Origin of the sequence: Accumulibacter sp. (genome assembly GCF_029255145.1) — a bacterium.
Classification (GTDB): domain Bacteria; phylum Pseudomonadota; class Gammaproteobacteria; order Burkholderiales; family Rhodocyclaceae; genus Accumulibacter.
This window is the reverse complement of the sequence record NZ_JAPUVQ010000013.1, coordinates 1-21,567: the sequence shown is the minus strand read 5'-3', so window position 1 is coordinate 21,567 and position 21,567 is coordinate 1. Positions and strand designations below refer to the sequence as shown.

The following is a 21,567-nucleotide window of genomic DNA, read 5'->3' as shown; positions in this document are numbered from 1 at the left end:
CAAATCGCCGCACAAGGTTCTAGCAGCCGGTCGGACTTTCCGGGCGCTCCATGACGGCGTTGTCCAAGCAGATGGCCTTTCGGCTCATGCTGGCCTGCAAAATGGTGCCGGGCAAGCAAGGTGCTGGGGGCAGCGCTGGCGTACTGGCTACCGCGATCCGAATGCACCAGCAAACCCGGCGGCGGTTGCCGCTGAGCAATGGCCACCTGCGAGGCCGTGCGAACCAGTTCGGCAAGCATGTTCGGGGCCATCGCCCAGTGGACCTGGCTGCTTGCGGAACCGAGCGAGCCAAACACGCCGGCCGACGGTGAGGGCGCTCAGGTCACCTTGAAGCCTAGGGGAGGCTATGGATGATCGTCGCGCCGGGCCCGGCGTCTCGCCATTCGAGGCCAAACAAGAGCGCATCGACGCACACACCCACGGGTCTCGGCGATCAGTGGTCGGGCCCCCGGCGGACGCGCGTACACCGCGGCCAGGGCGACGAGAGCATGATCCGGCAGGCGCCTGCGGCATCCTTGAGGGGCCACGGCAACCGGTCGATGTGACACGGGAAGCATTGCCTGGCGTCTCACTGGCGCGGGTGCCGGTCCCGCGATGACCAGCCGCTACAGCCCGGCCAGCGCCGCCACCCAGGCCTCGGCAGTCGGCCGCAGCAGTTCGAGAATCGGCAGCGGATAAACGCCGACGCCGAGAATCAGCAGCGCCGGCGCGAGCAGCAGCGCCAGCTCTCGCGGCAGCAGGTCCTGGCCTGCCGCGACGTCGGGGTTGCGCAGCGGTCCGAGGAAAGCGTGCCGGAAGGGCGCCAGGAAAGCGGCTGCGCCGACGACCGTGCCGAACAGCGCCGCCAGGCCGGCGCCGGTATGGCTGTGCAGCGCCGCGACGACGATCAGCAGCTCGCCCGGGAAGCCGCTGGTTCCCGGAAGGCCGATGCCGGCCAGCCCGAAGAGCAGGAAGAAGCCCGACAGCAGCGGCATGCTGCGGATCACGCCGCCGAGTTGCGCGATGTCGGTCGAACCGCTGCGGCGCTGCAGGAAGGAGAGCACCAGAAAACCGCCGCCGCCGGCGACCGAGAAGTTGAGCAGCTGCAGCACTGCCCCCTGCAGCGCCGAGGCCGAGAAAGTCGCCAGCGCCAGCACCACCAGCCCGACGTGTGAAAGGCTCGCATACGCCAGCACCCCGCGCAGATTGCTGTGGGCCAGCGCAGCGACCGCGCCGTAGAGCATCGCCAGGGTACCGAGGCCGGCGAGCAGCCAGTGCAGGTCGCTGGCGGCGACCGGCGCCAGCGGGATCGCCAGGCGGATCAATCCGTAGGCGCCGAGCTTGAGGCCGACGATCAGCGCCGTGACCGCCGCTGGTGCGCCCATCGCCAGCGCCGGCAGCCAGGTGTGCAGCGGCACCAGCGGAACTTTGGCGGCAAAGCCGACGAGCAGCAGCAGGAAGACAGTGTACTGGGCGTGCTCCGCGAGCGGGCTGTCGAGCAGCGTCGGCAGGTCGAAAACCAGCGCACCACTGCCCGCAGCAGCGTTGCCGAAGACCAGCGCCAGCAGTCCGAACAGCAGTGGCACGCCGCTGGCCAGCATCACCAGGAAATAGCGCACGGCCGCTGCCTGGCGGCCGCCGCCAATGCCCCACAGGCTGACCAGGAAATAGATCGGCAGTACCGTCAATTCCCAGCAGAAGAAGAAGAGGATCGTGTCGAGCGCGCAGAAGACGCCCAGGGTCGCCCCTTCGAGCAACAGCAGCAAGGCGAAGTACAGGCCGGGCGGCACGGGTGAAGCGGTCGCCGCCACGCGCCAGCCGGCAAGCACCGCGCCGCAGAAGAGCAGCGCCGTCGCCGGCAGGAACAGCAGCGACAAGCCATCGACACCGACCAGATAGCCGATCTTCAGCCCGGCGATCCAGCGCGCCGAGTCGATCAGCTGGAAACCGGCGTTGGCGCCATCGAAGGCGACGACAATCAGCAGCGAGCAGAGCAGGGTCAGCACGGCGCTACCGAGCGCCAGCCACTGCGCCCACGGCGCGCGACGCAGCACGGCCGTCGCCAGCGCGCCGAGCACCGGCAGTGCCAGCAGCGTGCTCAGCAGCGGCCAGGACGCCAGTTCAGTCATGCTGAAAATACGCTGCGAGCGCCTGCGTCGCGGTATCGGTCAGCTGCAGCCATGGCTCGGGGTAGAAGCCGGCGACCAGCAGCACCAGCAGCGTCGCGCCGCCGACGAAGTACTCCATGGCGCCGGTGCGCGCGATTCGGCGCGCCGGCAGGTCCCTCGGCCGCGGCGCCAGAAAGGCGCGCTGAAACGCCCACAGCAGAAATCCGGCGGCGGCGACGTTGCCGAGCGCGGTGGCGATCGTCGGCAGGGCGCCAAAGGCCTCGATCGACGCTTCGAGCACCAGGTGCACGGCGTCGAATCCCGGCGTCCCGGGCATCCCGAGCAGCGCCAGCCCGCCGATCAGGAAAGCGATGGCGATGAACGGGACGCGGTCGAACAGGCCGCCGAGCCGGTCGAGATTGGTGGTCCCGGCGCGGCGGTAGACGTAGCCGATCATCATCAGCATCACGGTGATTGCCAACCCGAAGTTGACCGCCAGCAGCAGCGCGCCCTGCAGCCCGGCGGGATGCAGGGTGAACAGGCCGATGACGATCAGGCTGGTATGGCTGACCACCGCGAAGGCCATCAGGCGGCGCAGATTGGCCTGCCGGAAAGCCAGCAGCGCGGCGTAGAAGACGCCCACCATGGCGAAAGCCACGACGTAGGGCTGCCAGATGATTACCGCTTCGGCGGTCAGCGGCAGCAGGAAGCGCGCCATGCCGTAGATCCCGACCTTGACCCCGAGCAGCAGTACCGGGCCGACGGCAATCAGCCCGTAGCCGGCCGAATTCGGCAGCCAGCCGTGCAGCGGGAACAAGGGTGTGCGAATCGCCAGCCCGTAGAACAGCAGATAGAACGCCGCCGACTGGTACTTGCCGATCTGTGGCGTCGCCAGCAGGTCGAAGAGATCGAAGGACCAGCGGCCAGCGGCGCTGCCGACGACGTCGACGTGGCTCCAGACCAGGACCACCGATCCGGCGACAAACAACAGCCAGCCGAACAGTTGGTACTGCAGGAAGCGCGACAACGCCAGCCGCTCCTCGCTGGCCGAAGCCCAGCGCCAGAGCAGGTAGCCGACCAGCGCCAGCTGCGCCGCCGAGGCGGCGGCGAACCACAGCAGGTTCATCGTCGTCAGCATGGTCATCAGCGACGTTTCGATGACCAGCAGCACCCCGAGCAGGTGTACCGGCGTGATCTGCTGGCGTGCCATCCCGTAGCACGAGAGCAGGACGCCGAGCAGCGCGGTGAGCAGGATGAAGAGCACGCTGATGCCGTCGGCGGCGGCGTGATAGGCCAGCAGATCGACGCGCTCGGCGAACTGCAGGACGCGCGTCGACAGGTCGATGCGGAGGTAGAGGTCGACCGCTACCAGCAGTTCGGCGACGGCGAACAGACGACCGACGGCCACCGCCAGGCGCGCCTCGCGAATGATCAGCAACAGCAGCGCGCCGGCCAGCGGCAGCCATTGCAGCGTCGCCAGCGGCGGGTAACCGGCCTGCGCGGTCCAGTACCACTCGCTCACAGAATCACCACGAAGGTCGCCATGACCATCAGCATCAGGTAGCGCGGTTGTTCGAGCAGTAGCTCGATGGCGTCGACGTAGGCGCCGATGCGGCGCAGCGGTTTCATCATCGACTCGTCGCCGCTGAGCAGCAGACGATCCTCGATCTGCTGCAGCCAGCCGGCGAAAGCGAACAGCGCTCGCCCGGCCAGACCGTCGCCGCGGATCAGCGGTTCGGCCGCGGCCAGGCCGGCCGTCGGGCCGTGATCGGCGCGCGGCGTGCCGACCAGCGGGTCGATGACGCGCTCATCGAGCGCGCGCACGTCGCGACCCAGAGCCAGTGTCGGACGGGTCAGCAGGCTGCTGGCCAGCGGCTCGATCCAGAAGCGTTGCAACACCGCGGTGTACAGCCAGCGCTGCCCGAGCAGCCAGCGCGGTACCGGCGGTGCCGGGCGACGGACCAGGTGCATGTAACTCGGCGCGAGCAGGAACTGGTACGCCCGCCACGCCGCGTGCGCCCCCGAGCAAGCAGCGGCCAGCGAGAACTGGCCGAGGCCACAGAGGGAGAACAGCAGGCCGACCTGGGTCACCGTCGAGAAGATCAGCGCCGATTTGACGTCGCTCTGGACCAGCGCGCAGAGCCCGCCGTACAAGGCCGTGGCCAGGCCGACGACGAGCAGCAGCGCCATCAGGTCGGGCACCTGCAGCAGCAAGCCTTGCAGGCGATAGAGGAGAAAGACGCCGGCATGCACCATCAACGAGCCGTAGAACACCGCCGACGACGGCGTCGGACCTTCGAGTGCGCGCGCGATCCACGGCGTAAACGGCAACTGTGCCGACTTGACCAGCGCCGCCAGGACGAACCCGGCGGCCAGCAAGCGTGCGCTGACGGTGCTCATCGTTCCGTCGCCTGCCAGCCCGGCCCAGTCGACCGTCCCTACCGACCACACCGCCAGCCCGATCCCGAGCAGAAAACCGGCGTCGCCAACGCGGTTGGTGACGAATACCAGCAAGGCGTTGCCGGTGGCGACCGGCCGTTCCCAGGCGTAGCCGATGAGCAGCCACGAGGCGATGCCGGCCAGCTCCCAGCCGATAAAGGCGAGCACCACGTTGCCGGCCAGAACGATCAGCAGCATGCCGGCCAGGAACAGCGACATGCCGAGGAAAAAGCGCTGGAAACCGCCCTCGCGATGCAGATAGGTCGCCGAGAAGCGCAGCGCGATCCAGGCGATCAGCGCGACCAGCGTGGCCATCGGCAGGCTGTAGCCGTCGAGGATGAACGACACCCGCACCGGCGTCATGCCGATCGCCAGCCAGTCGCCGAAGGCCAGCGGCGCAGGCCAGGCGCTGCCCAGGGCCGCCAGGTCGAAGACCAGCAGCAGCACCAGCGCGGCCAGCGCGGCGTGGCTCGCCAGAGCAGCGGTGAGTGGCTCGTGCGCTTCCTCGTGGCCTTCGCCTTGGCCCGCAAGGGCGAGCATGCGCAAGCCGATCGCCGCCGCCGCCAGCAGCGGCAGCAGGGGCACCAGCCAGACCAGCCGGGTGATCTCGGCGAGCGCGCTGAACAAGGCCTCGAGCCCGCTCATGCGTGCACCAGCGGGCGCCGCAGCAGCGCTGGCGGCAGCGCCTCGGCGTGGCCGGCAAACCAGTCCGCCGAACGCTCGACTTCGGGAATCATCGCCGCCTCCGCCGCCCCATCCTCGTCGGTCCAGGGCTGCCAGCCGGTCGCCGGCTCGAACAGGTGCATGGTACCGGTCTGCGGATGTTTGGCGACCACCAGCAGCCAGCCGTTGCCGATCAATTCCTGCAATGGCGGCTGTCGCTGGTAGACCGCCGAAAGAATCTCCAGCGTCTGCTCGACAACCACCAGCAGCCGCATCGGTTCGTGGATTTCGATCATCTGCAGCGGCAGGCCGGTGCGCAGGTCGGAAGCGGCGCCCTGCATCACGCCGAACAGCCCCGCCAGGTTGTGCATGACCTTGCTGCCGCAGCCAAAGCCCTCGTTATCGACCGTCGAGAAGTAGTACTCGAGGTTGATCCCGGCGCCGACCGGCCCGGCGGCCAGCAGCGTCGCTTCGAGAATGCGGCCGTCGGCATCGGGCAGCGGATCGTAGGAAATCAGGAACACGCGGCGGTCGAAGAAAGCGCCGCGGCTCATCGCCCGGCGCCCGATGAACGCCGTAGCCACAGTTGCGTGTCCCAGCTCGGGCCGCGCCTGCGCCAGATCCTGGCGGCGGTCGGCCAGATGCCGCTGTGCCTGCTCCGGAGATGGCTCGCGCGGTGCCGAGGCAAAGCGCCGGCAGCGCTCGACCGCGTGCAGCCTGGCGGCCTGCGCGCAGTCGCGGCGCAACGCGGCGAAGGCCTGGCGATGGCTGGCCGGCAGCTGTTCGAGGTCGTACCAGACGAAAGTCTCGTCGCAGGTGTTGTGCTCGGCACCGACGAAACAGGTCGTCGCCGGGATCAGCAGGCCCTTCTCGGCCAGCCTGACGCGCACTTCGGGGCGGTTGGCCAGGGCCGCGAATACCCGCGCGTTCGGCCCGCCGTGCCGGCCGGAGCACGCGCCACAATCGTAGGCCGCCAGGTGCGGGTTGTTGCGGCTGTCCGAACCGTGCCCGACGATCACCACCAGCGGCGCGAAGTCAGCGGTCAGGCCGATGCTGCGCAGGAAGCCGCCGACGCGCGCCAGCTGCTCGTCTTCGCTGAAACCCAGACGCGGTTGGTCGGCGCTGGCGACGCGCGTCGCCTCGGCCGGCGCCGCGGTCAGCGTCGGCACACCCGGCAAGGGTTGGTCGAAGGCTTCGCGACGGCGTTCGAGCAGCGCTCCGAAGCGGCCCGGCGCGAGCGTCCTGGCGAGCAGCGCGAGCAGCGCCGCCGGCGCCGCGGCGATGGTCAGCAGCGACGACCGCAGCCAGCCACGCCGGCCGCCCTGATGCACTCGCTCCTGCCAGTCCAGACGCCGCTGCCGGCGCCGCCGATGCTGCCGATGCGCGACCTCGGCGCCAGCCGGCACCTCCTCACGGATCGCGTTCGCCGGTCGCACGACAATCGGGCACAGCGCCGCTGGCACCTCGTCGTCGATCCCCTGCCAGAGGATCGGTACGCCAAAAAAGCCGGCCGCACCGAAAGTCTCGAACGCCGGATTGACCTCCTCAAGGTGCCGCCGCGACCCTTCCTCGCGGTCGTCCATGCAGAAGACGAATTGCGCTTCGGGTCGTCGCGAGCTGGCCGGCGCGCGCCCGTGATTGGCCGCCAGCGCCGCCAGTATCTGCTGCCGGTAGTGGCGTTCGTAAGCCAGCAGCCAGAGCTCGCCGCGCTGTTCGCGGCTCAGCGAAGCGGCACAGCGCAGCAGGGCGGCGGCTCCGCTCACCCCGATTTCGCGCAGTTCCCGGCCAGCCAGGCCCAGCCGCTGCGCGAGAATGAACAGCGGCCATGCGGCCACCGCCCGGCGACCGGCGGCGGATGTCGCGGTGGCCTGCGACTCGGCCAGGCTGGCGGCAAATCGGGGCCAGTCGGCGGTCACGTCGGCCGCGCGCGACGTCAGGTGTGGCGACACCGCGGCCAGCAGGTCTTCCGACAGCAGGCCGCAGCCAAAGGCGTGCCGGACCGACAATTCCTCCGGGTGCGCGGCGAAGTAGTCGGCAAGCTCCGACCAGCTCAGCGGCAGGCCCCACAGCCGGCGCAGGATTTGTTCGGCGTGCAGGCGCTCAAGCACCAGCCGCACCGCGAGAAGGCCCGCCAGACTGACCGGCGCCTCGTCGGGCCGGCGATGCGACTCACGCCAGTGGATCATGCCGGCCCAGCCCGGCAATTCCAGCGCCAGCCTCTGCAGGTACGCCGGATACCTGACCGGCGCAACACCGAGCCGCAGCAGCTCGCCGGCGATCGCCTGCAGCGGTTCATCCGGCAACTGTTCGAGCTCGCCGCGGGCGCCGGTAAACTCGTCGAGCTCCCACGCCCAGTCGTCGCCGGCGCTGCCACGCCACGCCGCATAGAAGCCCTGGCCGCGCGCCGGGTTGGGCCACGCCGCCAGGCCCTGATCGAGATGCGCGCCGAGATGACGAATCAGCGTCGGTTGCAGCGACGCGCGCAGATCCTCACCGCACAGGTGCGCGAGTACGGCGGCGATCGTCCACCGCTCGCCAAGACCGTCGACCATTTCCTGCCACAGCGCCGCCGCGGTGGCTGCCGAGGGCGGCTCGGCGCAGGCCATGGACGGGCTGGCCAGTCCGCTCAGCCCGCGGTCGGCGGCCGCCGCCTCCGGGGCTGCCGCCGGAGGGCACAGCTCGCATGCAGCAGCCCAGAGGTCGGCTACCGCCGCCTGCTCGCCAAGACCGTCGGCGGCAGCGGCGGTCAACAGCCGCTGCCGCGCCGCGGTGTCGAGATCCGCCGGCAAGCGCTCGAACGCCGCTCGCTCTTCAGCATGCCAGCGCAACTGCGCCGCCGAAATTGTCCCCTGAGCGTGGCGAAGCGCCAGCTGCAGCACTTCGCCGCGGCACAGCTCGCGCTGGGCGGTGCTGCATAACACTTCGTCAACCCGCAGCTCCGGCCGTTGCCGCAGCGCCGCGTCAAGGTCGCCCGAAGTCACTCGTCCCTGGCCGAACAGCGCCCGGCAGCGGTCTTCGGCCAGCCACGGACGCGCGCCGGTCAGGCGTTCGGCCTCGCTGCACGCCTGCGCGAACGGCAAGTGCTGGAAGGCGTGCAGGGTGTTGTGATGAACGAAATCGCGCAAGGGCGCCTGCGCCGGCAGGACATGTTCGAGATCGGCCAGGCAGGCCTCGATCCCCGCCAGTGGGATGACCCGCTCCTCGTCCTGCGCCACAGCCGACGGCGCGTCGGCCGTGGCGCAGGCCAGATCCCGAGGCGTCGTCACTCAGCCGCCAAACTGCTGCACCAGCCGGCCCACCGACGAAGTCATCAAACCAAGCAGCGGCGCCGGATAGAAACCGATGATCACGATCCCCGCGCCCAGCAGCGCGGCGGTGGCGCTTTCGCCAGGCGCGAGGTCGGCGAACGTCGCCACGCCCGCCAGCGCGCCGGCAGGAGGTCGTTCAGGACCGGTCGACAGGCAGCGGATCGCGCGCAGGGCGTAGGCCGCGGAAATCAGCACGGCGATCGATACCACCGCCAGCCAGCCGCCCCAGCGGCCATAGGCGCCGATCAGCACCTGCAGCTCGGCGATGAAGCCGGCGCTTCCCGGCAGCCCGACCGACGCCAGCAGCGCGAAAACGATCAACACCGCGAAGCGCGGCGCGATCCCGTTGAGCGAGCCGTAGGCAGCCAGGTCACGGCTGTGCGTTCGCTCGTACAGCAGACCGATCAGCAGGAACAGCAGGCCGGCCGCCAGCCCGTGCGCGACCATCTGCGTCACCGCGCCGTTCAGGCCGGCCTCGTTGAGTGCGGCGAGACCGAGCAGGACGATGCCCATGTGCGAGATCGACGAGTAGGCGATCATCGCCTTCAGATCGGTTTGCCGCCAGGCCAGCACCGCGCCGTAGATCAGGCTGATCAGCGCCAGCAGCGCCAGCCAGTCCTGCAGCGCCCTGGCCGCCGCCGGCAGCGTCCAGGCCGCGCGGATCAGCCCGTAGGCACCCATTTTCAGCAGGATGCCCGAGAGCAGGATCGAAATCGGACTCGGCGCCTCGACGTGCGCCAGCGGCAACCAGCCATGCAGCGGAACGATCGGCATCTTGACACCGAAGCCGAGCAACAGCCCGAGAAAGACCAGAATCTGCGTTTTCTCCGGCAAGTGCGCGCTGCCCGCCGCCATGTCGGCCATCGCGAAGCTGTGCCCGGGGGCGACATCGTAGAGCAGCAGCAGGGCGATCAGCATGAACACCGAGCCGCCGAGCGTATAGAGCACGAAATTGAGCGCCGCGCGGTGGCGATTGGCACCCCCCAGGCGGTCGATCAGGAAGAACAAGGGGATCAGCGTCAGCTCCCAGAAGACGTAGAACAGCGACCAGTCACGGGCGGCGAAGACCACCAGCAGCGAGGTCTCCAGGACCAGGATCAGCGAGAAATAGAGCTTGGCGCCGTTGCGGATGCCGGTCGACGAGAAGATCGCGACAAAGCACAGCACGGTAGCCAGCAGGAGCATCGGCATCGACACCCCGTCGACGCCCAGCGCCAGGCTCGATCCGACGCGCGGATTCCACGGCCGTGTTTCGAAAAACTGGATGTCACCGATCGCCGGGTCGAAGTTCGCCAGCAACAGGCACGCGCATAGCATCGTTGCCGCGGCGACGATGCTGGCCAGGCCGTGCAGCAGATCGACGCTGCGGCTCGGCAGCAGCGACAACAGGCCGGCACCCAGCAGCGGCAGCAGCAACAGCGCTTTCAGCATGACGACGCAACCGCGCCCGGCCGCCAGCCGGCTCCCCTTGAAATTCTTCTTCTCATGGACGACGATTATGCCAGCTTCGGCGGTCGTTGCCGTCCCCGAGAGCGCGGGTGCACGCCCTTGCAAGCACTGGAGTTGAGGATGAGCGAAGTCATTTGCCGGAATCTGCGAATCCGCGGCCGGGTCCAGGGCGTCGGCTACCGCTGGTCGCTGTGCGCCGAAGCCGATCGCCTTGGCCTCGCCGGCTGGGTGCGCAACCGCCGCGACGGCAGCGTCGAGGCCCTGGTCTGCGGTCCGGTCGAGGCCGTCGATGCGCTGGTCCTGTGGGCGCACCGCGGGCCGTCGATGGCGCGCGTCGACCGCGTCCTCAGCAATGAGGGCAACGCCGCCGAAATCGGCACGCGCTCCGGTTTCGCCCAGATCGCCACTCGCTGAGCACACCGCCAGTCGGCCTCGGCCGCTTCGCTCGGGCTCCTACCATGCCCGCGCGCAGCGCGGATTCTCGCAAAGCCGGATCGGTCTGACGATCGGAATGCACCGCAAGCTGGAATCCTGCTCCCCCTCCCACCCCTGGCGTTCCAGCTGTGCTTTTTGCGGCAACCGGCGGCGCTTCGCCGCCGCTGCCAGCGGACCCTGGCCGAGCCCTTGCGTCCGTACCGTACGCCTTGACGAGAAGACCTGGCGAAAGCTTCTACGCAAGCCCATGTTCGAGGCGCAGGCGGGGCTACTTTTATCCCTCCGCCGGTGAAAGTGTCGGATTTCTTTACAGTCGGTTGCGCCGGCCATTCGAAGTGTGACAAATTGCCGTTTTATAGCAAAGCATTAGTGTTTTGCCTTGGAGATGGCCCGAATCGTGCTTCATATTGTCGCGGTCACTGACACCCGATTGTGGTTGCTTGCAGTGGTCAGCAACTCAACCCCTCCAGGAGTGATAATAATGATGATTAAGAGATCCGTACTGGCCCTCGCGGCCGCATTGACCGCAGTCGGCGCGCAAGCGGGAACGGTCAGTTTCGAGTATGGTTTGCCCATTGTCGAGAGCACCACCGAGATCAACCAGACCGGCGCACTGGGTCTGTTCGATTCGGGCCTTGGTACCCTGACAGGAGCCGTGATCGAAGTCTTCGGTTCCGCCACCTTCGTCTACAGCGGGACGAACACTGCCGCCCAGGCCCAGACCGCCAACCTGACCAGCAGCACCAGCCTGCTCTGGAGCACCTCGCTTGCAGCGCTGTCGCCCTACCTGGGCGACGTCATCAGCCTGTCCTCGACGACCGGTTTTCAGTCGTACGCCGTCGGTGAAACCAAGAGCTTCGGCCCCATCGCTGGCAGCGGCAGTTTTAGCGACGACCTCGCGCTGATTCTCGGCTCGCTGCAGCAGGCCGGTGGTGGCAGCTTCAACGTCAGCTGCGAATCGTTCTCGGGTTTCACCGTCCAGGGCGGTGGCGGCAACATTGCCACCACGCAGGATACCCAGGCTGGCTGCGGTGCGCGCATCGTCTACACCTACGACGACAACACCCAAGTGCCTGAGCCCGGCTCGCTGGCGCTGGTGGGCCTCGCTCTGGTTGGTTTGGCCGCGCGGCGTCGCAAGGTCTGAACACGACCCGCTGCGGTACGCGGAAAGAGCCCGGCGCTGCCGGGCTTTTTTGTGGTTTTGCGGATTCGAGTTGCCGCCGCTCGTCGGAGGCGGAAGCATTGCGCAAGCGGGACACCATGCTTTCGTCCCGAGGTGGCCGCCTGAGGAGCCAAGAGCCGCACGGCGCGGTGCGCGTTGCTGGAAGTGGCGGTTGCCGCGCCGGCGCGGCTTCGCTTTCCGGCTGACCGAGGCTAGCCGCTGACGTCGTCGCTGCTCAAGCAGTCGCTCAGCACCTACCGCAGGTCGAGCAACACCGCCCTAGCTGCTCCGGCGATCCCTTCTGACGAGATTTTCATTCAGCACGCGGGTGCACTCACTTACCCCGATCCTGCTGTCCGCGAGGCTGCCGTCCGTGTTCTTGAGCGTTGCCATGGCGTCGTCGATGGCCGCCTGCGCGGCAAACAGACACGGTGTGCTGTAGATCACCAGCGAGACACCGGCGTCGCGCAACGCGCTTTGCGTGCAGGCCGGCGACTTGCCGCCAGCGATCTGATTGAAGCAGAACGGACGATCGACCCGCTTCGACAAATCGCGAATCGTATCCAGGCTCTTGAGACCGTCAACCAGCACCGCGTCGGCGCCGGCTTCGGCAAAAGCCACGACACGACGCGCGATGTCGTCGAGGTCTGACGAATCGGTGCGCGCGATGACCCGCATCTCGCGGCGAATTGCGAGTACCGCCTTGAGCTTGGCCAGATACTCGTCGAGCTCCATGATCTGCTTGCCTTCATAGTGACCGCAGCGCCTTGGTCTCTTCTGGTCTTCGAGAACCACTGCCGACGCCCCGGCAGCCTCGAGTACCGAGACCACATGACAGGCGACGTCCGGGTCGCAATAGCCGTCGTCAATGTCGACCAGCAGGTTGTGCGTCGGCAACACGGTACGCAGTCGCTGCACGAAGGCGACGATATCGGTCCAGGTTATGAAACCGACGTCCGGCAGGCCGTAGTGGCTGGCGGCGAAGCCGAAGCCGCTGACGAAAAGGCTGTCGAAATGACGCGCCGCGAGGGTCGCCGAAAAGACGTCATAGACGCCGATGAACGACACCAGGTCGGCCTTGTCCATCGATTCCCTGAGGCGATCGCCCGCCGAAACGGGGCGTTGGTGGTGGTCGATGCTCATGCGCCGGCCTGCTCGATGAAATCGAGGATCGAGGTCATCGAAGCAAGGCGCTCCAGCTCGAAACCATGCGCCGAGAAATCGATCCCGTAGGTGTTTTCGAGATAAACCACGATCTCCACCAGCGCCAGCGAATCGATCAATCCCGACGCCACCAGGCTTTCTTCCGGAGCAATCTGCTCGATCGGCTTGTTCGGTTTCTGGATGGTGCGCAGGAATGCGATCAGGTCGTTCAGCTGTTTCTGCCTCTGCCCGCTCACGCCTGCTCCCCCCCGGCGAGTATTTTCGGCAGGTCGAGCGAGGGCAGGCCGATGCACGCCGCGTTCACCGCGTCACGATTGATCTTGCCGCGTGACGTTCGCGGTATTTCATCGACGATCCACCAGCGGCCAGGCAGCTTGTGTTCGGCGAGATGCGCCGTCAGCCATTTGTGCAGCGCGCGGATCGTCGCGTCGTCGCGCTTGTTGAGGACGATGGCGATGCCCACGGTCTGCCCATAGATCGCGTCGTCGAGCGCGAAGGTGCACACGTCGCTGGTGTATTCAAAGCGCTCGACCACCGCGTCGATATCCGCCGGGTAGATCTTCATGCCGCCCTTGTTGATCTCGTCGCGCTCGCGGCCACGCAGCACCAGCCGCCCCAGCGGATCGATGAAGCCGATATCGCCGGTCAGGAACCAGCCATCGATCACCGCCTTCTCGGTCAGGTCGTCGCGTTGAAAATAGCCCTTCATCAGCGCCGGCGTATTGAGCCAGACGAAGCCTTGCTCGCCGGCCTGGCACTCGACATCGACGTCGAGCGGCGCGCAGCTATCGGCAGCGCGCAGCACCTTGATCACCGCTCCCCAGCCCTCTCCGACCAGCCCGTCCTCGACTGTGACATTGGCGTTGCTCAAGCCGGCCACCCAGCTGCCGGTCTCGGTGATGCCGTAGGCGTTACACACCTGGCGGGTGCCGGTCCACTGGCGAATCTCTTCCCAGACGTGTGCCGACAGCGGCGCCGAGCCGCAATGCACGCGCTGCAGCGTGCCGGCGCTCGGCGGCCGTGCCAGCTTGAGCGCCAGACGCCAGATCGACGGGACCGAAGACATGAAGGTGATGCGGTGCTCGTCGAGCAGCGCTCCGAGGCGCATGATGATCTCCGGGCGAAACGGCGGGGTGATGAACAGGTCCTGACCGGAAAGCCAGGGAAACAGGCAGTTGCAAATCAGCCCATGACCGAAATGCGTCGGCAGCAGGCATAGCGTGCGTGCAAAATCCGCAACGCCAAGATGCTCGCGCAGCGATAGCCAGCGGGCGCGCAGCGAACGATGGGTGTGGACGACGCCCTTCGGCGCGCCGGTCGACCCCGAGGTGAACAGGATCAGCGCATCGTCGTCGAGGCGGCTGAGCCCAGCGACCGCTTCCTCATCGCCGGTGTCCGCGGTCTCGATGACGCCGACGCCGGCCACCCTGAGTGCGGCGACCACCGCCGCGTCGGTGGCGTCGTCGACCACCGCCAGTCGCGGCAAGGCGGCAGTGACCAGGGTCTCGATCTCGAACGGCGTCAGGCGCGCGTCGATCGGTACGGCACAGGCACCGAGGCGCCAGATCGCAAGCAACTCGACGAAGAACTCGAGGCGATTGCCGAAGGGGAGAAACACCCGGTCACCGGGTGCCAGCTGGTGACACTGGAAGCGCGCGATGCGGCGCGCCACCTGCCGACGAATCTCCAGACCATCCCAACTGCGGCCGCTGACCGGCTCGGTGAGATTGCCAACTTTCAGGTCGAGCAACATGTGCGAAGGATTCTCCGTGAAGTGGATTACGCGAAGCCGAAGAGGCTCAGGAAGAACTCCACCCTGGCCAGAAATGGAGCCGTGCTTTTAACATTCCAGATGAAAATCAGGGCAAAGAAAGTCCACACGCCAAGGATTCTCCCAATCCTTGCCAGATGCCCGGCGGCCAGCGGCTTGCTGCCACGGCCTTGCTGCCGTCGCATCGAGACATAGATGCCGATGGCCAGCAGGAAACAGTAGAAAAAGCGCGAGCGCAGAGTATACACGGCGTCGAAGACGTATCCCTGGGCCAGGAAGGTCTCCATTTGCAACAGGTGGTAATACATGTTGCCGACGCCGGCAGCGGCGAACACGGCGGCAAACAGGCGCAGGCGTGGCCAGTTGCGCAGTCTGCTTCCGAGCTGCGTGAAGGTCGGCAGGAAGAAGAAGTTCGCCATCAGCTCCTTGAAGTAGTAGTAATAGCGATTCCAGAACTCCAGCACCGATTCCGACAGCAGCGGCTTGTAGGTATTGCGAAAGACGTTGAAGCCAAACAGGCGCAGGGTGCCGATGATCATGTGTCCGTGCGCGGCATGGCGGAGGACCTGCCAGACGAGCTCGCAATAGAGGCTCGCCCAGGACGCCAGCAATGGCGCCTGCGCTCCCTGCACGACCAGTTGGCTCAGCCGCGGAATGGCATTCTCCGGCCCGTAGAAGGACCGCTCCATCAGATTCATCGCGGCATCCCAGGTCAGGCCAAGAATGAACAGCTTGATCCCCGCGAGCTGCGACCGCGCCAGTTCGTCTTCCGTTTTTGCCTCGCATCTGGACAGGTAGTCCAGCCCCTTGCCGTACGGCGTGTTGGATCCACCGAACGCAGGCCACAGCGGGATGATCTGGTCGGCAAAGCGGGTCGATGCGGCGCGACCGTATTGTCCCGAGAGCAGCAGGTAGCCGCAGCGCCAGATCAGAAACGGGAAGATGATCGCCATCCCCAACAGCAGCTCTCGCCAGGCGCCGGCCGTCGGGGCCGTAAGCCACAACACCACCAGGCTGCCCCAGTACAGCAGATGGAGGCTGAGCTGTGGATGGCGCCGGACGACTGCCGGCAGCGACCGGAAATGCACCGCCGCCCGGTAGAGGAGCCAGAGCATGGCGAACAGGGTGAGCACCAGCGAAGCAAGACCCAGCCAGTCCGACGGCACCGGCAGGCCATCGGCCTTGGCCATTTCCCGCAGCGACCTCCTGACGCCGTCGTAGACCGCGGCGACGGCGAGAATCGTGCGTCGCCGTGGTGGCGTGAACCAGGCCAGCGCGGTGCCCAGCCGCGACCGCCACCAGGCGATGACCAGCGGGTCTTCGTGAAACTGCAGCAGGCGGTTGATATTCACCGGGCGGCCATTGACAGGTATCGAGATCGTCGGGCGCGAGCGTCGCTCGGCGGGGCTTCAGCCCCTGGCGAAGAGTTCGCGCAGGGAACCGGCGTAGGCCGCTGCCTCCGCTGCGCCCTCGGCCGGCGCCCACGGCGCTCGTTCATTTTCGGCGAGCGGCAGGTAGGGGCCGGCCTTGGCTTCGAGAATCACCGTGCCGGGGTCGAGCGCCAGGATCGTGTGAAAGACGCCGTGCGGTATGTCGACCCCGCAAACGCCGCCCGTCGGCGCCAGCACCACCGTCTGCTGCACCTCCCCGGCGTGGTCGAAAAAAACGACCCCGAGCCGCCCGCGCAGGACGACCATCGTCTCGTCCTTGTTGGCGTCGAGGTGGCGATGCGGCGGCAGGTATGAACCGGGCTCGATGGCGTTGAGCAGACGGTGGGCGACGGCGGCATCGTCTTCATGGAAGTTGAGGTTCTTGCGCCGGCGCGGATTCGACCGCGCTTCGTCGCTGACCGTGGTCAGCAGCAGCTGATCGATCAGCAGCGGAACTTTCGTCGGCGTGGTCACTTGAGGTTATGCGCCGCGAGCAGGGCGACCTGCCCGGCCATGAAGGCGACCTTGATGCCGCGCTGCTCGTCACCCCACACGCAACTGCGGATGCCGAATACTTCATCGCACCGCGCCGGGTCGCCGATGATCAGCTTGACCTCGTCGAACGACTGGCCGACCTGCAGCCGGTTGTAGTTTTCGAGGCTGACTTTCTCGGCGCAGCCAGGCAGCAGGGCACTGGCGAGCAGCGCTCCGCTGATCCAGCGCAGGCGTGTAGCGTTCATCGACAGCTCCGGTTCGGCACGTGCATCGGCTTGAATCAACTCAAGGGTAGTCGACGCTGACGTTGTCGCTGCTCAACCAGTCGCTCAGCGCCTTCAGCAGGTCGTCTTCGAGGCGCACCCGGCTGGCCTCGCCGAACAGCAGCTCGCAGACCGCTTCCCCGTTGCGGTAGGAAATCCGTACCGGGCAAGTGCCCGGTGTGTACGGTTCGAGCAGCGTGCGCAGGCGTTGCACGGCGAGGCGGGCGTTGGCGCCGCTGGCGTGGCCGTTCAGTGACAGGCGAAGATGACGGGCGAAGCGGCCGCGCGCGTCGGCCAGCGTCAGCAGGTGATCGGCGACGATCTTCAGCCGCCCTTCACCGGCAAAGTCGTCGCGCTGGACGCGGCCTTCGACGATCAGCACCTCGTCTTCCCGGATCTTGGCGCGTTCGGCTTCGAGCAACTCGCTATAGACCGCGACTTCGAGCGAACTGGTGCCGTCGTCGAGTTGAATGAAGGCCATCTTGCCACGGGTGGTGAACTTGGTGCGCACGCCGACTACCAGGCCGGCGAGATACTGTGCCTCCTTGCGGGCCTCCAGCGCAGCCAGCGGCTTGCGGGCAAAGCGCGATACCTCGGGCTGCAGTTCATGAAAAGGGTGGCCGGAAAAGTAGAATCCGAGCGCCAGCTTTTCTTCATTGAGCTTTCGCCTTTCGCTCCACCGCGGCGCCTCGATGTGGCTCGGCTGGTGCTCGCCGCCATCGTCACCGGCCGCGTCGAGGACGTCGAACAGGCTGACCTGCATGGCGTTGCGCTCGGCCTGCTCGGCCGCTTCAATGGCCAGTCCGACCGAGGCCAGCAAGCGCGCCCGATGGCTGTCCAGCGAATCGAAGGCGCCGGCACGGATCAGCGCTTCGATCGTTCGCCGGTTGACCATCCGCTTGTCGGAGCGCCGACAGAAGTCGAACAGGTTCTTGAATGGGCCACCCTGCTGGCGCGCTTTCAGGATCGCATTCACCGCCTGTTCGCCGGTCCCCTTGACCGCGCCGAGGCCATAGCGGACGGTGTGGCGATCGACCGGCGTGAACCGGTACGCCGACGCATTGACGTCGGGCCCGAGAATCCGCAGGCCATTGGCCAGCGCGTCGTCGTGGACGAACTTGACGCTGTCGGTATTGTCCATGTCCGACGACAGCGTCGCCGCCATGAAGGCGGCGCAATGGTGCGCCTTCAGCCAGGCGGTATGGTAGGTGACGACGGCATAGGCGGCAGTGTGCGACTTGTTGAAACCGTACTCGGCGAACTTCTCCATCAGGTCGAAGAGCTGCATCGCCAGCTTTTCGTCGTAACCCTTTTTCTTTGCCCCGTCGCGCATCAGGTCGCGGTGCAGCGCCATCTCCTCGGCCTTTTTCTTGCCCATAGCGCGGCGCAAGAGGTCGGCGGCGCCAAGCGTGTAGCCGCCGATGATCTGCGCGATCTGCATCACCTGTTCCTGATAGACGATCACCCCGTAAGTTGGCTCGAGGCAGGTCTTCAGGTCGTCGATGAAGTAATCGATCTTCTGCTGACCCTTCTTGCGCAGGATGAAGTCGTCGACCATCCCCGAGCCGAGCGGACCCGGCCGGTACAGCGCGAGAACGGCGATGATGTCCTCGAAGCGGTCCGGCGCGAGCTTCCTGACCAGCTTCTTCATGCCTTCCGATTCGACCTGGAAGATCGCCGTGGTGTTGCCGTCCTTGAGGATCTGGTACGCCTTCGGATCGTCGAAGGGAAGCGTCGCCAGGTCCGGGCGTTCGCCACTGAGCTGCTCGACGTACTTGAGCGCCAGTTCGATGATCGTCAGGTTGCGCAAGCCGAGGAAGTCGAACTTCACCAGGCCGACCTTCTCGACGTCGTCCTTGTCGTACTGCGAAACCACCGACCCGCCGTCGGCAGAATAGACCGGACAGAAGTCGGTCAGCTTGCCGGGCGCGATCAGCACGCCACCAGCGTGCATGCCGACGTTGCGGGTCAGGTCTTCGAGGCGGGCGGCGAGGGCGAAGAGGTCCCTGACCTCCTCGTCGTCGTCGATCCTGGCCTTGAGCTGGGGCTCGGCGGCGATCGCCTTGTCCAGTGACAGCGGCTTGTTGGTCTCGACCGGAATCAGCTTGGAGAGCTGGTCGCAGAAATTGTACGGCAGATCCAGCACCCGCCCGACGTCGCGGATCACCGCTTTCGACGACATGGTGCCGAAAGTGACGATCTGCGATACCGCCGCCGGCCCGTACCTCTGGCGCACGTATTCGATCACCCGCCAACGGTTGTCCTGGCAGAAATCGATATCGAAGTCGGGCATCGACACCCGTTCCGGGTTGAGGAAGCGCTCGAAGAGCAGCGCGTAGCGCAGCGGGTCGAGGTCGGTGATTCCCAGCGCGTAAGCGACCACCGATCCCGCGCCAGAACCGCGTCCCGGCCCGACCGGGCAGCCATTCTTCCTGGCCCAGCCGATGAAATCGGCGACGATGAGGAAGTAGCCCGGGAATCCCATCTGCACGATGGTGTCGGTTTCGAGCTGCAGGCGTGCGTCGTAGGGCGGCCGTTGCGCCGCCCGTTCAGCGGCGTCGGGGAACAGCTGCTGCAGGCGGGTTTCCAGCCCCTCGACCGCCTGCTGGCGGAGAAAATCGGCCAGCGTCATGCCTGCCGGGGTCGGAAAATCGGGCAAATAGCTCTTGCCGAGGGTTATCTCGAGATTGCAGCGCTGGGCGATCTCGACCGAGTTCTCGAGCGCTTCGGGGAGGTCGGCAAACAGCGCGACCATTTCCTCGGTCGACTTGAAGTACTGCTCATCGGTGTACAAGCGGGGCCGCCGGGCGTCGCCGAGCATATGACCTTCGGCGATGCACACCCGCGCCTCGTGTGCCTTGAAGTCGTCGCGTTCGAGAAACTGGATCGGATGTGTGGCGACCAGCGGCAACTCCAGCTCGGCCGCCAGGTCGGCCGTGCTGCTGACCAGAAACTCCTGTTGCGCTTGCCCATAGCGCTGCACTTCCAGGTAGAAAGCGTCGGGGAACAGTGCCTGCCAGCGCTGCGCGCGCAGCGCCGCCTGTTCGACATTGCCCTGCAGCAGCGCTTCGCCGACATCGCCGGCCGCCGCGCCGGAGAGCGCGATCAGCCCGTCCACGCCGACCTCGTGCAGCATCCGGCGGCTGATCTCGGCCCGTCCGCGCACCCGCGGCGCCAGGTAGGCGCGCGACAGCAGCTCGCAGAGCTGCAGGTAGCCTTGCCTTGAGCGCACCAGCAGCAGCAGGCGACAGGGACGATCCGGGTCGGCCTCGTTGGCGATCAGGACATCGCAGCCGAGCACCGGCTTGATCCCCTGGTAGCGCGCCGCCGAGTAGAACTTGACCAGACCGAAGACATTGGCCAGGTCGGTCAGCGCCAGCGCCGGCATCTGGTAACGAACGGCGGCGCCGACCGCATCGCCGAGACGAACTATGCCGTCGGTGACCGAGTACTCGCTGTGCAGGCGAAGATGGACGAACGGGTGAGTTTCAGGCATCCCGCCATTTTACCCCGGCGCGGCCGCCCGAACGCGGCGATTGCCGGCGGCAGCAGAGTCGCGCTCGCCAACGGCGGGCGCTTTCGGCTTCAAACGATAGGCCGGACGGGGTTGTGCTACCGACGCAGACTGGCGACGACACCACACCGCGTGGTGTCGTCGACCCAACCGCCCGCTCCCTCGGCGTCAGACGAAGAGGAAGTCGGTGCTGTGCAGCGCCGTCTGACCGACGATGTCGATCTGATCGCTGCCAAACATCAGGATCGTATCGTTGCCGGCAACGATCACGTGTTCATCAGCGTCGTCCAGGACCCCGTTGCTGTTGCTGTCGAGGGCGGCAAAGCTGTCCACTCCGAGCGCAGTGTTCAGCTGAAGGTGATCACTGCCGGGGCTGAAGTCGTTGATCCGGTCGAAACCGCAGCCGACATCGAACGTGAACAAGTCGTTGCCCAGCCATCCCGTGAAGATGTCGTTGCCGCCCAGCCCGGTAAACGTGTCCGCACCGACGCTGCCACTCAACAACTCGCTGTCGGCTGTCCCGGTCACGGTCAGGCCGGTCGGCGCCGTTCCGGTCTTGTTGGTGACGGTCAGCACGATGTCGTTGCCGGTACCTCCGGAATAGGAGATCTGGAAGGTCACCGTCTGTCCACCATAGGCGGTGTTGAACGTCGCTCCCTCGAGCAATCCCTTGAATCGCGCGCTGACCGCATCGCTGCCGTCGTTGGTGAGAATGGTGAAGGCGCTACCCACGCTCGGGCTGTAGCCGAGGTGTACGTCGAGGGTGCCGCCACCGGCAGCGTTGCTGTCGGCGTTCAGATTGACCGTGCCGTTGACCGCCAGGCGGTCGTATTGCTTGGTCGTCGTGTTGAAGGTGCTGCCGAAAATCTCGATGCTCAGGGTTCCGGCCGAAGCCAGGGCATAGTTTCCGGTGACCGTGGTCTGGCCGACCGAGTTGCCAGGGGCGAGTGCGCCACCGTTCTGTTCAAGCAGCCCGGTAAAGGAATCGACCGCCAGAACGCCCCCGGAGAAGTTGAAGGTGCCGCCGTCGATGGCGACAGATTGGCCGGTGAGGAGGCCGCCGGTGATGTCGAGTGTCTGCGCGTTGAGCGCGCCGGCGGAGCCCACCGTTAGCGGCTTGTCGTTTACATCAAGGATGCCGCTGGCGAGCGTCAGCGTCGTTGCGTGCAGGCTGCCGCCGAGGATGTCGAAGAAACCGGTCGCGCCCGTGCCAACACCGATCGCTACTGCATTTGCCTCACCGGTTACACCGTCACCCATGAGCAAGGTGCCCGTGGCGGTGCCGTTCCCGTAGTCGGATCGGCCGATGAATAGTTGGTTCAGATTCCAGTTGACCACAGCGGCAGGGTTGAGGGCATCGAGGACGCCCACAGAAGTGGCGGCTTCG

Annotated in this window: 14 protein-coding genes and 3 pseudogenes; 2 read left to right on the top strand and 15 right to left on the bottom strand. The window is 66.6% G+C overall.

Annotation, left to right across the window (positions count from 1 at the left end; all coding sequences use genetic code 11):
* Window positions 1-43: 43 nt before the first annotated feature.
* The 6 genes and pseudogenes from Q1L50_RS01165 to Q1L50_RS01140 form a co-directional block, all read right to left on the bottom strand.
* Window positions 44-272 (bottom strand): annotated as a pseudogene (locus tag Q1L50_RS01165) (DDE-type integrase/transposase/recombinase); the annotation flags it as partial.
* 333 nt (window positions 273-605) lie between these two features.
* A complete protein-coding gene (locus Q1L50_RS01160) occupies window positions 606-2,108 on the bottom strand; it encodes an NADH-quinone oxidoreductase subunit M (RefSeq protein ID WP_300335286.1) in 1,503 nt (500 codons plus the stop codon).
* Window positions 2,101-3,609, bottom strand: coding sequence for an NADH-quinone oxidoreductase subunit M (locus Q1L50_RS01155; protein ID WP_300335285.1), 1,509 nt, complete (start codon window positions 3,607-3,609; stop codon window positions 2,101-2,103). The genes Q1L50_RS01160 and Q1L50_RS01155 overlap by 8 nt, the downstream gene beginning before the upstream one ends.
* Window positions 3,606-5,171 (bottom strand): proton-conducting transporter membrane subunit, encoded by a 1,566-nt coding sequence (locus Q1L50_RS01150; RefSeq protein WP_300335284.1) that lies wholly within the window; start codon window positions 5,169-5,171, stop codon window positions 3,606-3,608. Before Q1L50_RS01150 ends, Q1L50_RS01155 begins: the two co-directional genes overlap by 4 nt.
* Window positions 5,168-8,455, bottom strand: coding sequence for a DUF2309 domain-containing protein (locus Q1L50_RS01145; protein ID WP_300335283.1), 3,288 nt, complete (start codon window positions 8,453-8,455; stop codon window positions 5,168-5,170). The genes Q1L50_RS01150 and Q1L50_RS01145 overlap by 4 nt, the downstream gene beginning before the upstream one ends.
* Complete coding sequence (locus Q1L50_RS01140; RefSeq protein ID WP_300335282.1) at window positions 8,456-9,928, bottom strand: NADH-quinone oxidoreductase subunit M; 1,473 nt, start codon at window positions 9,926-9,928, stop codon at window positions 8,456-8,458.
* A 138-nt stretch (window positions 9,929-10,066) separates the two neighbouring features.
* Here Q1L50_RS01140 and Q1L50_RS01135 point away from each other — a divergent pair, with 138 nt between their 5' ends.
* Together Q1L50_RS01135 and Q1L50_RS01130 are read left to right on the top strand one after the other, a co-directional pair.
* On the top strand, window positions 10,067-10,360 hold the full coding sequence (locus Q1L50_RS01135) for an acylphosphatase (protein WP_300335281.1): 294 nt from the start codon (window positions 10,067-10,069) through the stop codon (window positions 10,358-10,360).
* 406 nt (window positions 10,361-10,766) lie between these two features.
* Window positions 10,767-11,525 carry a PEP-CTERM sorting domain-containing protein gene (locus Q1L50_RS01130; protein ID WP_300335280.1) on the top strand — a complete coding sequence of 253 codons (759 nt, stop codon included), beginning with the start codon at window positions 10,767-10,769 and terminating at the stop codon, window positions 11,523-11,525.
* Between the two features lie 297 nt (window positions 11,526-11,822).
* Here the strand turns inward: Q1L50_RS01130 and Q1L50_RS01125 are convergent, their stop codons facing one another.
* From Q1L50_RS01125 to Q1L50_RS01090, 9 genes and pseudogenes are all read right to left on the bottom strand, one after another.
* Entirely contained in the window at window positions 11,823-12,629 is an 807-nt protein-coding gene (locus Q1L50_RS01125) for an isocitrate lyase/PEP mutase family protein (RefSeq protein WP_300335291.1), read from the bottom strand.
* A 53-nt stretch (window positions 12,630-12,682) separates the two neighbouring features.
* Window positions 12,683-12,943: an acyl carrier protein gene (locus Q1L50_RS01120; protein WP_300335279.1), complete on the bottom strand. Its 261-nt coding sequence runs from the start codon at window positions 12,941-12,943 to the stop codon at window positions 12,683-12,685.
* A complete protein-coding gene (locus tag Q1L50_RS01115) occupies window positions 12,940-14,460 on the bottom strand; it encodes a class I adenylate-forming enzyme family protein (protein ID WP_300335278.1) in 1,521 nt (506 codons plus the stop codon). The genes Q1L50_RS01120 and Q1L50_RS01115 overlap by 4 nt, the downstream gene beginning before the upstream one ends.
* A 26-nt stretch (window positions 14,461-14,486) precedes the next feature.
* On the bottom strand, window positions 14,487-15,830 hold the full coding sequence (locus Q1L50_RS01110) for a hypothetical protein (RefSeq protein WP_300335277.1): 1,344 nt from the start codon (window positions 15,828-15,830) through the stop codon (window positions 14,487-14,489).
* A gap of 57 nt (window positions 15,831-15,887) precedes the next feature.
* Window positions 15,888-16,358, bottom strand: a complete 471-nt coding sequence (locus Q1L50_RS01105; RefSeq protein ID WP_366145197.1) for a WbuC family cupin fold metalloprotein — start codon at window positions 16,356-16,358, stop codon at window positions 15,888-15,890.
* A pseudogene (locus tag Q1L50_RS19965) lies at window positions 16,273-16,476 on the bottom strand (hypothetical protein); the annotation flags it as partial. The pseudogene Q1L50_RS19965 and the gene Q1L50_RS01105, both read right to left, overlap by 86 nt.
* The gene (locus tag Q1L50_RS01100) at window positions 16,379-16,648 is read right to left on the bottom strand and encodes a hypothetical protein (RefSeq protein ID WP_300335275.1); all 270 of its coding nucleotides are present in this window, start codon (window positions 16,646-16,648) and stop codon (window positions 16,379-16,381) included. The gene Q1L50_RS01100 and the pseudogene Q1L50_RS19965, both read right to left, overlap by 98 nt.
* Before the next feature lie 40 nt (window positions 16,649-16,688).
* Window positions 16,689-20,162 carry a DNA polymerase III subunit alpha gene (gene dnaE / locus Q1L50_RS01095; RefSeq protein WP_300335274.1) on the bottom strand — a complete coding sequence of 1,158 codons (3,474 nt, stop codon included), beginning with the start codon at window positions 20,160-20,162 and terminating at the stop codon, window positions 16,689-16,691.
* Between the two features lie 186 nt (window positions 20,163-20,348).
* Window positions 20,349-21,567: pseudogene (locus tag Q1L50_RS01090) on the bottom strand (hypothetical protein); the annotation flags it as partial.